The organism is Sulfurospirillum arsenophilum NBRC 109478, from assembly GCF_000813345.1.
Classification (GTDB): Bacteria; Campylobacterota; Campylobacteria; order Campylobacterales; family Sulfurospirillaceae; genus Sulfurospirillum; species Sulfurospirillum arsenophilum.
Genome location: NZ_BBQF01000002.1, coordinates 415,611 through 427,914, shown reverse-complemented (window position 1 = coordinate 427,914; position 12,304 = coordinate 415,611). Strand labels below are relative to the sequence as shown.

The 12,304-nt window shown below is 40.7% G+C and carries 10 protein-coding genes; all 10 read left to right on the top strand.

The window, feature by feature from the left end; translation table 11 throughout:
* The first annotated feature begins 299 nt into the window (after positions 1-299).
* The 10 genes from SAR02S_RS06470 (at position 300) to SAR02S_RS06425 (ending at position 12,227) form a co-directional block, all read left to right on the top strand.
* Positions 300-3,020, top strand: coding sequence for a molybdopterin-dependent aldehyde oxidoreductase (locus SAR02S_RS06470; protein ID WP_041958011.1), 2,721 nt, complete (start codon positions 300-302; stop codon positions 3,018-3,020).
* Positions 3,021-3,105: 85 nt separating this feature from the next.
* Positions 3,106-5,472, top strand: a complete 2,367-nt coding sequence (locus tag SAR02S_RS06465; protein WP_041958009.1) for a pyridine nucleotide-disulfide oxidoreductase/dicluster-binding protein — start codon at positions 3,106-3,108, stop codon at positions 5,470-5,472.
* 1 nt (position 5,473) lies between these two features.
* A complete protein-coding gene (locus tag SAR02S_RS06460) occupies positions 5,474-5,680 on the top strand; it encodes a DVU_1557 family redox protein (protein WP_041958007.1) in 207 nt (68 codons plus the stop codon).
* Between the two features lies 1 nt (position 5,681).
* Positions 5,682-6,416: a DVU_1556 family methyltransferase gene (gene trsM / locus SAR02S_RS06455; protein WP_232294001.1), complete on the top strand. Its 735-nt coding sequence runs from the start codon at positions 5,682-5,684 to the stop codon at positions 6,414-6,416.
* Entirely contained in the window at positions 6,409-6,861 is a 453-nt protein-coding gene (locus SAR02S_RS06450) for a DVU_1555 family C-GCAxxG-C-C protein (protein ID WP_041958005.1), read from the top strand. Before trsM ends, SAR02S_RS06450 begins: the two co-directional genes overlap by 8 nt.
* Positions 6,861-8,198, top strand: a complete 1,338-nt coding sequence (gene trsS, locus SAR02S_RS06445) for a radical SAM (seleno)protein TrsS (protein ID WP_041958003.1) — start codon at positions 6,861-6,863, stop codon at positions 8,196-8,198. Before SAR02S_RS06450 ends, trsS begins: the two co-directional genes overlap by 1 nt.
* On the top strand, positions 8,198-9,493 hold the full coding sequence (locus tag SAR02S_RS06440; protein ID WP_041958001.1) for a DVU_1553 family AMP-dependent CoA ligase: 1,296 nt from the start codon (positions 8,198-8,200) through the stop codon (positions 9,491-9,493). The genes trsS and SAR02S_RS06440 overlap by 1 nt, the downstream gene beginning before the upstream one ends.
* A gap of 3 nt (positions 9,494-9,496) precedes the next feature.
* Positions 9,497-10,531: an XdhC family aldehyde oxidoreductase maturation factor gene (locus tag SAR02S_RS06435; protein ID WP_041958000.1), complete on the top strand. Its 1,035-nt coding sequence runs from the start codon at positions 9,497-9,499 to the stop codon at positions 10,529-10,531.
* A gap of 3 nt (positions 10,532-10,534) precedes the next feature.
* Positions 10,535-11,641 (top strand): DVU_1551 family NTP transferase, encoded by a 1,107-nt coding sequence (locus SAR02S_RS06430; RefSeq protein WP_041957998.1) that lies wholly within the window; start codon positions 10,535-10,537, stop codon positions 11,639-11,641.
* Complete coding sequence (locus tag SAR02S_RS06425) at positions 11,634-12,227, top strand: histidine phosphatase family protein (RefSeq protein ID WP_041957996.1); 594 nt, start codon at positions 11,634-11,636, stop codon at positions 12,225-12,227. Before SAR02S_RS06430 ends, SAR02S_RS06425 begins: the two co-directional genes overlap by 8 nt.
* Positions 12,228-12,304 lie beyond the last annotated feature (77 nt).

The following is a 12,304-nucleotide window of genomic DNA, read 5'->3' as shown; positions in this document are numbered from 1 at the left end:
GTTGCTATATTCATGCTATGTTTCTAGTATATAATCTTCAGTGAGAGTTAAGACAACAAAAAATACGCAGGTTATGGGAGGCCAGAAAATATTCTATAAAACATGAACAATACAATGTATGTAGGTGCTTTTCATAGTGGGTCTAAATGGGTGAGTTTTTTGATCGTTCATAGTAGGTAATATGCAAAAAAGACATATTGCAAGCATTTAAAATGAGATTTTCAGAAAACTTATAGATGCTAATATGCTTTTTTCGCATATATAAATATCGTAATACTATATTTATAAGGGGTACAAACATGTTAAAGAAAATGTTAATCATCAATGGTGTCAAAACAACTTTGGTTACAGACGTAGACGACAAATTATCAGATGTTTTGCGAAAACAACTAGGGCTTACAGGTACGAAAGTAGGTTGTAATAGCGGTGAGTGTGGTTCTTGTACAGTTATTCTTAATGGTAAACTTGTGCGAGCATGTATTACTAAGATGAAAAAGGTTGAAGATAATGATGAAATTATCACAATTGAAGGTGTGGGAACGAAAGACAAGCTTCATCCACTTCAAATTGCTTGGATGGTATATGGTGCTGCACAATGCGGTTATTGTACACCAGGTTTCATTGTTTCAGCTAAAGTTCTTTTAGAAGAAAATAACAATCCAACACGCGAAGAAGTCAGAGACTGGTTCCAAAAAAACAAAAACCTCTGCCGCTGTACAGGATACAAACCTCTCGTTGATGCGGTTATGGATGCGGCAAAAATTATGCGAGGCGAACTAGAGCTTAAAGATTTTTGGAAAAAAATTCCAGAAGGCGCATCATTGGTTGGCTCATCTTATATTCGTCCTTCCGCGATGGCAAAAGTTATGGGAACATGGGATTTTGGAGCAGACTTAGGCTTAAAACTTCCAGCTAACACACTTCATGCCAAAATCGTACAAGCTGAAGTTTCTCATGCCAATATTCTATCGATTGACACAGAAGAAGCTAAAAAAGTTCCTGGTGTTGTTGCTGTTTTAACCTATAAAGATGTTAAAGGAACCAACCGCATTAATGGTTTGGCTTTCCCTACCAACAAAGGTGATGGACTTGATCGTCCAATCTTAAACGATAAAAAAATCTTCCAATACGGTGATGCGATTGCGATTGTCTTAGCTGAGAATGAAAAAGCGGCACATGCTGGTGTTGATAAAGTTAAGGTGGAGCTCGAAGTTTTACCAGCTTATATGAACGCACCAGATGCAATGGCTGTGGATGCTATTGAGATTCATCCGGGAACGCCGAATGTTTACTTTAATAACCACATCAGCAAAGGGGCTGAAACTGCTCCTATCATGAAAGATGCTCCTTATGTTGTGGAAGATAGCTTCTATACACAACGTCAGCCTCACTTACCTATTGAGCCAGATGTTGGTTTTGGTTATGTGGATGATAACGGAAAACTCATCATTCACTCTAAGAGTATTGCGCTTCACTTCCATGCACTTATGATTGCAGAGGGTGTAGGTATGAAAGCAGAAGACGTCTTTATCGTCCAAAATAATACAGGGGCTACTTTTGGTTATAAATTTAGCCCAACGATGGAAGGCTTACTTGGTGTTGCAACCATGGCTACAGGAAGACCTGTGTATCTTGAGTTCAATATGAAACAACAAATTACCTACACAGGTAAGCGTTCACCTTTCTGGACAACAATGAAAATGGCTGCCGATAAAAATGGCAAAATCTTAGCATTAGAGTCCGATTGGAGTGTTGACCATGGTCCTTACTCAGAATTTGGTGACTTATTAACACAACGTGGTTTCCAATTTGGTGGTGCTGGTTATCACATTCCTAACATTCGTGGTAATGGACGAACCGTTTGTACCAATCATGGTTGGGGTTCAGCGTTCCGTGGATACGGTGCTCCTGAGATTATGTTCCCTTCCGAAGTGCTTATTGATGAATTGGCTGAAAAAGTGGGTATGGATCCATTTGAATTCAGATATAAAAATATTTACAGAGAAGGTGACACAACACCAACAGGATGTTCTCCAGATGTCTTCTGTTTGGAAGAGCTGTTTGATAAAAGCCGTCCAGTGTATGAATTAGCGAAAAAAGTAGCGGCTAAAAAGAATGCCAATGCGGCTCCAGGTAAAAAATACGGCGTAGGCGTTTCTGTTAACATCTATGGTTGTGGTTTAGATGGTCCAGACTCATCTGAAGCATGGGCTGAGCTTACGCCAAAAGGTGTCTCTGTCGGTAATTCATGGGAAGATCACGGTCAGGGCGCAGATGTAGGCACATTGACTTTTGCGCATGAAACGTTAAAACCGTTAAATCTTAAACCAGAACAGATTGATTTGGTCTTGAACGATATGACTAAAACACCAAACAGTGGACCAGCAGGCGGAAGTCGCTCCAATGTTGTTACGGGTAATGCAACCGTTGTAGCGTGCCGAAATCTTCTTGAAGCTATGAAAAAAGCAGATGGAACATACAGAACCTATACTGAGATGGTAGCCGAAGGTCGTGAGGTGAAATACATGGGCAAATGGACAGCGCCATGTACCGATACACCACCAGATCATGGTCAAGGAAATCCATTTGCAGCGTACATGTACGGTGTGTGTGTCGCTGAAGTTGAAGTCGATACAAAAACAGGTAAAACCAATGTTGAAAAAATGACGTTGGCATCGGATGTTGGAACCATTATCAACAGACTTGTTGTTGATGGTCAAATGTATGGTGGTTTGGTTCAAGGTATTGGTCTAGCACTTACTGAGGACTTTGATGATCTTAAAAAACATACAACCTTGACAGGATGTGGTATTCCAAAAATCAAAGATGTTCCTGATAATCTTGATCTCATCTACACAGAATACCAAAGACCAAACAGCTTATTAGGTGCTTCTGGTGCGGGTGAAATGCCTCTTGCCGCTCCTCATGCCGCGATTATTAATGCTATTTACAATGCGTGCGGTGCTAGAGTGACACATTTACCAGCACGTCCTGAGAAAGTTTTAGCAGCTATGGCTTAATGTAGCGACGTTTTGACGATACGTGAGATACAGATGTATCTCACGTATCCTTTTGCTTTTAATGCGATATATGAGGACATAAAGAATGGATTTAGATAAATTATTGGAAATTGGCAATCAATGTATTCATTCAGAACCTCCCGTATGCGTAGCATCGTGTCCGGTGCATATGGATGTGATTGCATTTGCTCACGAAATTGAAAAAGGTGATTTTGCTAAAGCGTATAAGGTTATGGAAAACAAAATACCTTTTAGCAGGCTTATTGGAAAAATTTGCGACCATCCTTGTGAGAATACCTGTGTGAGAAAAGATGCAGGGGGAAGCATACGCATCAGCGAACTTGAAAAAACTGTTATTGATTTAGGCTATACGAGTCCCAAAAAACCACTGCTTTTACCCAAAAACAAAGGTACTGTTGCGATTATCGGTGGAGGACTCAGTGGGATTGTTGTCGCTACTGAACTCGATAAAAAAGGCTACCAAGTTACTATTTATGAAAAAACAAACCGTTTAGGTGGAAGTCTTTGGGAGTATGAAGGTAAAGGGTTAGAAGCCTCGCTCATCGAAGAAGAACTTTTGATGATTGAGAAAAAAGGTATTAAAGTTCATTATAACACCGAAGTGTTGATGGAAAATCTTAAACGGTATATCGAACAATACGATGCTGTTTACTTAGGAACAGGCGTTTGGAGCGAAATATATGCTATCAATCCTGAGACGTTTCAAGCCAATGAATCCTCCTTGTTTATAGGTGGAAAAATTCAAACTCAAAACAGTTCCGTTATTTATTCGCTCAGTTCAGGCAAACGTTCAGCCGTTTCGATAGACCGCTACATTAACAAAACCTCGATGAGTGCTTCAAGAGAGCGCGAGGGAATTTTTGAAACAAAATTACAGTATAAAATTGATACGGTAAAACCTATAGACGTGGTAGTTAAAACATCACAGTGTTACAGTGAAAATGAAGCAAAAGAAGAAGCTAAACGATGCCTCAAATGCCAATGTGACGCGTGCATTAAAGCATGCGTGCATATGCAGCGATTTAATATAACTCCCGATAGCTATATCAGGAGTATCAATCATAATGAACGTATCGTTTTAGGAACACGTAGTGCCAATTTGATGATTAACTCTTGTACTGAATGTGGTCTGTGTAAAGAGGTCTGTCCTATAGGAATTGGTATGGCAGATATTATACACGCTACGCGTGAAAGTATGGTTGAACGCGGCAAAATGCCTCTTTCAGCACATGATTTCGCCCTCAAAGATATGCAGTATAGCCATAGCGATTATTTTTCCATGGTACGTAAACAACCGAGCAAAGAACAATCCAAAAATCTCTTTTATTATCCTGTCATTGCCTTTTCGAAATATGCAAGAGGCTTGTACAAAGGCTCTGGGAAGACGGGCTATCTCTTTTACCCGGGATGCCAGCTTAGCTCAACACACACCGATTATATTGGTGATATTTATAAACATTTAGTGGGTGTGATTAAAGACAAAGATGCGGATAACGACGTGGGATTATATTTAGGCTGCTGTGGTGCTCCTGCGGATTGGGCAGGAAGGCTTGATCTGATGCCTGAAAGTGTTGAAAAGATACACAAGACGTGGGAAGAGATGGGTGAGCCAACGTTTATCTTAGCCTGTTCCAGTTGCGCTGCTACGTTTGAGAAATATCTGCCGATGATTAAAACCATTTCCTTATGGGAAGTGTTTGACACATACGGACTTCCTGAGGTGGATATTAAAAAAGGAAAACGCGAGCTTTGCATCCACGATGCCTGTGCTACGAGGCATAATTCAGCGATTCATAACAGTGTACGAAGCATTGTTAAAACATTGGGCTATACCATCCAAGAGCTTGAATACTCCAAAGAAAAAGCGAAATGTTGTGGCTACGGTGGCTTGGTTTCCAATGCAAATCCTGAACAAGCGGATGACTTTGTGAAAGATCGCATCTGTGAGAGCGAGCAAGATGTTCTTGTCTATTGTGCGATGTGTAAAGATGCCATCGTTAAAGGCAATAAAAGAGCGTATCACATTTTGGACATTATTTATGGTAATGAAGTCAATCAAGATGCCCCTCAAAAAATGCCCACACTTTCTGATCGACAAAACAATCGAAAACGACTTAAAAATCAACTTCTTAAAGAGATTTGGAATGAAGAGGAGGAATGTGCTGTGAGCAAGACATATGATTTTACCCTACATGTTTCAGATGAAATCGTTGCTCTTATGGAAAAGCGATTTATTATGATGAGTGATGTTGAAAAAGTGGTGGATCACTCCCTAAGCGGTAAAGAGCGATTTTTCAACCCTGAAGCATCGAATTATCTCGCACGTCTTCGCGTTCAAAATGTGACGTTTTGGGTGAAGTATGAAGAGAGTGGCAGAGATATTACGATCAAAGATGTGTACAGTCATCGCATGGAAGTGGTGGAGGATTAAGATGAGCGATCAAACCGATAAAACAACTGTATGGATGTGTGATAAATGCCATCAAGCATTGGTGACGCAAAAGGTAAAAGTGCGCTATCTTGAGGGCAATTTTGAAGTGGATCTTTTAAAATGCCCTACGTGTAATATGGTTCTTATTAGTGAAGATTTGGCTTTGGGAAAGATACTTGAAGTCGAAAAAAGCTTGGAGGATAAGTAACGTGTTAAACGTTTATGAAAGTAGTTGTATGCAAGAAGCCACAGGCGAAACCTTACGTCCTGGAGGATTTAAACTGACCGAGCAAGCCGTTAGTTTTTGCGCTATAAATGAGCAAACTCACGTATTGGATCTTGGCTGTGGTATGGGTGCGACAGTTTCGTATCTTTACCAAAATTACGGGGTGCATGTGGTTGGTATTGATCCTTCAGACAAATTGCTCGACATCGCACACGCCAAAAATCCTTTTGGGCGTTTTGTAAAAGGATCGGGTGATGCGCTACCGTTTGCAAATAATCGTTTTGAGTGTGTTTTGGCAGAGTGTACCTTGTCCTTGATGAATGATTTACATGTAACGTTGCAAGAGGTGTACAGAGTATTAGAAAAAGGCGGTTGGTTTGTGATCAACGATGTTTATGCGAAAATCCCTGAGTCACTCAATGCTATGGACAATTTTTCCATTACATCGTGTATGCGGGGAATGCATGACCTTCTTTCTTTAAAAGAGATGCTAGAAAAGATTGGCTTTGAAATTATGCTTTTAGAAGATTGCTCTCATCTACTCAAAGAGCTTATGGTCAAAATCATCTTTTCGCACGGCTCAATGGGTGCATTTTGGAGCAAAACCATCGAAGGTGAAGAAGCTCAAACATGCTGTTCTTTTGAACAAAACATCAAACACTGCAAACCTGGTTATTTTATGTTAATCGCTAAAAAAGGAGAAGCAAACAATGGATGAATTATCCCTACGTTTATTTAAACTCTCATCAGCGGGTTTTTGCTGTTCGCAGATTATGTATAAGCTTGCTCTTGAAGATGAAGGCTCTTCCAATGATGATCTAGTGCGCTCAGCGCAAGGTCTTTGCAGAGGAATTGCCGATACCCAACAAACCTGTGGAGTACTGAGTGGAGGTATTGGTGTTTTAGGATTGTATGCGGCTAAGGCTAAAGACGAAGAGAGTGCAAAAGAGAATTTTACGCAGATGGTGCATGAATTTCACGAGTGGTTTAAAACAGAATTTGGCTCGACACAGTGTGCTACGCTCATTGGCGTGAGGGATTTTCATAGTGGCGATCAGAGCTATAAACCCATCTGCGCAGAGATAATTCAAAAAGCGTATATCAAAGTCTATGAGCTTTTGGTTGAATATGGCTATGAATATGGCAATAGAGAGCAGATGTAATGACGTATAATCCTTTGATGCATACTGAAAGCTTGTGCCCTATCTGTTTGTGTAAGCTTGAGGCTTATATGTACGATGAAGGAGCGAGTACTTTCCTGCACAAAGAGTGTCCCGAACACGGAGTGTTTAAAACGGTTGTCTGGAGAGGTGGTACGTTAATGCGAGAGTGGATACGCACCAAAGAGAGAGCTTACATCAAAAAAACCATTACACACGTAGAAAAGGGGTGTCCGTTTGATTGTGGACTGTGCAGTGCTCATAGGCAACACACGTGTACAGCGCTCATTGAAGTGACAACGCGTTGCAATTTAAACTGTCGTTTTTGTTTTGCAGATGCTTTGGATGCCAAGAGCAGCGACCCAACTTTGGAGCAGTTGCGTTTTCAGTTCGAGAGTATTTTAAAGGTTTCAGGCAAATGCAATATCCAACTCTCAGGCGGTGAACCAACGGTACGAGATGATCTTTCGGAAATTATTCGTATAGGTGTTGAACTTGGATTTCCTTTTATTCAAGTCAATACCAATGGTCTTCGAATGGCAAACGATGAAACGTATGTGAAAGCTTTAAAAGAAGCGGGGCTTAGCTCGATCTTTTTACAATTTGATGGCATCAATGATGCGATTTATGAAAAACTGCGTGGAAAAGCGTTGTTTGATGTGAAATGCCAAGCGATTGAGAATTGCCGAAAATTCGGCATCGGTGTGGTGCTTGTTCCGACCATCGTACCCCATATCAATGTGGATAACATTGGTGACATCATTCGTTTTGGCATCAGTCGTTCTCCCACAGTGAGAGGGGTACATTTTCAACCTGTAAGTTATTTTGGACGCATTCCAGAAGCGCCTAGGGATGAAGATAGAATCACCTTGCCTGAAGTAATGGAGCAGATTTGTGAGCAAACCGATCACATGGTGAGTATGCAGAGTATGCAACCCCCTGGATGTGAAAATGCACTCTGTTCATTTAACGGTAATTATCTAATAGAAGAGGGCAGCTTAAAGCCTGTGACTAAACGCTCTTGCTGTTCAAGTGAAAGTGAAAAAGCAGAGGAAGGTGCTACTAAAGCCAAAGCCTTTGTAGCGCGCAATTGGTCGTACCAAAAGCAGGTTCAAGATGAGAAACTCTCGGATTGGGACAAAATACTCAGTGCGATTCAAAACAACGCTTTTAGCCTTTCAGGTATGGCGTTTCAAGATGCGTGGAATGTGAATTTGGAGCGTATTAGAGATTGTTGTATTCATGTCTCAACCGTTGATGGAAAGCTTATTCCTTTTTGTATGTACAACATCACCAACATGGAAGGGGCCTCTCTTTATCGAGATGCAAAGAGGGCATGATGAAAGTAACACCATTGGAAAATTGGATAGTAGAGCGCACACACTTAGCGTCCAAAAGCCAAGAAGCTTTAAAAGCATATCAGTTGAGAGAACTCGTTAAAACCTTGGTGTATGCAAAAGAAAAGAGTCGATTTTATCAAGAAAGACTGAGAGAGAGTGACCTAAATTCTATTTCATCGCTCCAAGATTTTGAGCAAATTGCTTTTACAACAGCTGAAGACATTAAACGAAATAGCCTTGATTTTATTTGTGTTCCTAGTTCCGACATTGAGCGTATTGTGACGTTAAATACCTCAGGTACAACAGGCGATGAGAAACGCATTTTTTTCACGCATGAGGATTTGGAAGCTACCATCGATTTTTTTCAACACGGGATGGATTGTCTTCTTGATGAAAGTGACAAAGTGATGGTTCTACTTCCTGGACCCTCTTATGCGAGTATTGGGGATTTACTTAAAAAAGCGTTGGCTAAAAGTGGAATCCCGTGCATTGTTCAAGGGGTTCTTAGCGATGTTGAAAAAACGGCGCAGAGTATTGAGGAAAATAACATTACCTGTCTTGTTGGCATACCGATGCAAGTGTTGTACCTTAGTCGTGTTAAGCCAGAACTCTTTTACACCCACATTAAAAAAGTGCTTTTAAGCACCGACTATGTTCCTGATGCGCTGGTAGAAGCACTGAGTCATCATGGAGCATGCAAAGTCTTTAACCATTACGGTATGACAGAGATGGGCTATGGTGGAGGCGTTGAGTGCGAGTGTTTGAACGGCTATCACTTAAGGGAAAATGATCTCTATTTTGAAATTATAGACCCGATAACGGGGAAAGCTGTGGAAGATGGAGTGTACGGCGAAGTTGTTTTTACAACGCTAAATCGTCAAGCAATGCCACTCATTCGTTACAAAACAGGTGATATGGCACGCATTTCTGCCAAACCGTGTGCGTGTGGTACGTTTTTACGAACCATGGAAAAAGTACTTGGGCGCATTGAAAACAAAATAAACATACATGGGCATGAGATTCATTTAAGAGAGGTCGATGAAATTCTTTTACGCTTTTCTCGTATCTTAGATTATAAGCTCACGGTGTATGAGAAAAATGTTTTACATGTAAAGATTATTCTTGCCAACAAAGAGCGTTGTGGAGCGCTCAAAGAGGAGATAATTCGGCGGATTCGAGAGCATTTTCCATTTGAATTTGATCTCAGACTTGATGCTCTGGAAGATGACCATTCAATCAAAATTACCAACAGTATGATCAAAAGAAAAATAGACAACTTACGAAAAAAAGGATGATGGATGAAAACCATAATTGAACACATTGTGGATAGCTTAAATGAACAACACGAAATCGTTACCGCAACCATTCTGCACAAAAGTGGTTCAGCTCCAAGAGAAGCAGGGGCAAAGATGGTGATTCGTAAAGATGCTTCTATTGAAGGTACCATTGGTGGAGGAACACTTGAAGCTATGGCAATGCAATTGGCACCTGAGAAGTTTAGAACCAAACAGTGCTCTATTGAAGACATTGAACTCACCGATGATGACGCACGTGCTGCGGGCATGGTGTGTGGTGGTGAAGTAAGCGTTCTTTTGGAACACATAGACGCTTTGGACATTCAGCAACTTAATATCCATCATCAAGCAAAAGATCTCAAAACTGCTGGCGTTGATTTTATTATGATTACAAAGATTACACAGACAAACAGACAAATTCCAGGTAAAAATAAATGGATATGCACTGAAACAGATCTATATGGCGTTGAAGATAAAGAAGTACAGAGCATTGTGGATGAGCTTCGAGAAAATTTCTTTCATATCAAATTTCATCTTTTTGTTGGAAAAAATAGATATATGATTGAACCTTTTTACAATACGGAGCGACTTTATATCGTAGGTGCTGGTCATGTATCACAACAAATTGCAGCACTGACAAAAACACTAGGGTTTTACACGGTTATTTTGGATGATAGAGAAGCGTTTGCTAACAAAGAGCGTTTCCCCACTGCTGATGAAGTGCATGTTGTCTCTTCGACGTACGAGGGATTGATAAAAGAGGTAGGGATTCCTAAAAACAGTTACATTGTCATCGTCACCAGAGGCGTTGATAAAATCGTATTGACGCAAGCACTTCAAGCGAGAGCTAAATATATCGGTATGATTGGAAGTAAAACCAAAAAAAATTATGTCTATGCTCAACTCTTAAATGAAGGATTTGCACAAAAGGACTTAGATGAGGTGTGTTGCCCTGTTGGTGTTTCCATCAACGCCCAAACACCTGAAGAGATAGCCATCAGTATCGTAGCAGAGCTCATAAAATTTAGAAGAAGCTAGGTAATGACAAAAAGCCAAATCGCCGTTCTCATCATCGCCGCGGGATACTCTTCGCGTATGCACGACTTCAAACCGTTGCTACCGTTTGGACGAACAAGTGCTGTGCAGCGGTTGATTCAGACCTATCAAGCGCATGGTCTTAAGCATATCTATGTGGTTGTTGGGCATCGTCAAGACGAAATGAGAGATGTCTTGAAAGATGAGGATGTGTCTATTGTTTATAATGAGAATTACGATAAAGGGATGTTTAGCTCTATCCAAAAAGGAGTTCGAGCCATTGATGAAACATTGAGTGCGTTTTACATGCAGCCTGTGGACATTCCACTCATTAAAGTTCAAAGCCTTGAGCGCTTGTATGAGGCGTATGCGCGTGAACGCAAAGGTGTTATCTACCCTACGTTTTTGGGGCGTAAAGGACACCCTCCTTTAATTGATATGAAGTATAAAGAGCAGATTCTTGCAAGCAATGGTGAGGGCGGGCTTAAAAAAGTGCTTGAAGTATTCGGCAATGATGCTTTACATGTAAACGTTTCCGAGCAGTCAGTTTTAATGGATATGGACACACAAGAGGATTATGAAAACCTCCTGCGATACGAAGCGATGAGTGTTCCTAACAAAGAAGAGTGTTTAGCGATGATGCTTCAAAACGAAGTACCAGAACATATCATTAAGCATTGCGAAGCAGTGGAAGCTATGGCATGTAAGGTGTACGAGCAGATCGCTTCTTTTGGACTTGGCGTTGATAAAAATGTTTTAAGTGCTGCGGCATTGGTACATGACATCTCGCGAAAAGAGAAAAATCATGCTCTTGTTGGTGCGCAAAAATTACGTGCGATGGGCTATGAAGCTATAGGCGACATCATTGCCACACACATGGACATTGAAGTCGATGAAAATGCTCCTTTAAATGCCAATGAACTGCTCTTTTTAGCCGATAAATTGGTAAGTGAAGATGAGGTATGTGGTTTTGAAAAGCGCTTTGCTCGGGCATTTCAAAAATGTGAAGGAAACCTTGACGCACAAAGCAACATCACCAAGCGTTTAAATGCCACAAAAGCGATTATCGCAAAGATCGTAAACCTTACATGTAAAGCGTTTCCTTATGGTTGAAAAAGTTTATCTGCTTCGTCATGGGCACATTGATAATGGAAGTGAAAAAAGGTATTTAGGCAGAACGGATGTTCCTCTAGATTCGTTTGGCTTTGAACAAGCTAGGGAATTGCATGATTATTTTAAAGCAATTCCTATTGATGCTATTTTTACCAGTCCGCTCAAGCGTTGTTTACAAACCACTCAAATCCTCTGCATTGATAAAAATACAAGGTATCAAATTGTTGAGGCCTTTTGTGAGATTGATATGGGAGATTGGGAAAATGTGCCAATGTCGTACATCAAGTTGCAGTATCCTGAGCTGTATGCCCAAAGAGGCAAAGATTTAGAGTACTTTACGCCACCCAATGGCGAGAGCTTCCACGATATGGCAAAACGCGTTAGAGATGCCTTTGATGCCATGACACATCATGCAACAGGTTCTCTACTCATTGTCGCCCATGCTGGGGTCAATCGCATGATTCTCTCACAGATATTAGGTGTAGCCATCAACGATATGTTTAGCATAGAACAACCGTATGCGTGTGTGAATGAATTAACGTGGGATCATCAAAGTAGTAAGTGGGAGTACAGAAGAGTTTATTAAAGAGGCTTTACCTGTAAAGCCTCTTCCTATTAGAGTTCCTCAAGAACTCTTAATATGTTTTTAAAGCAAAGCTTTAA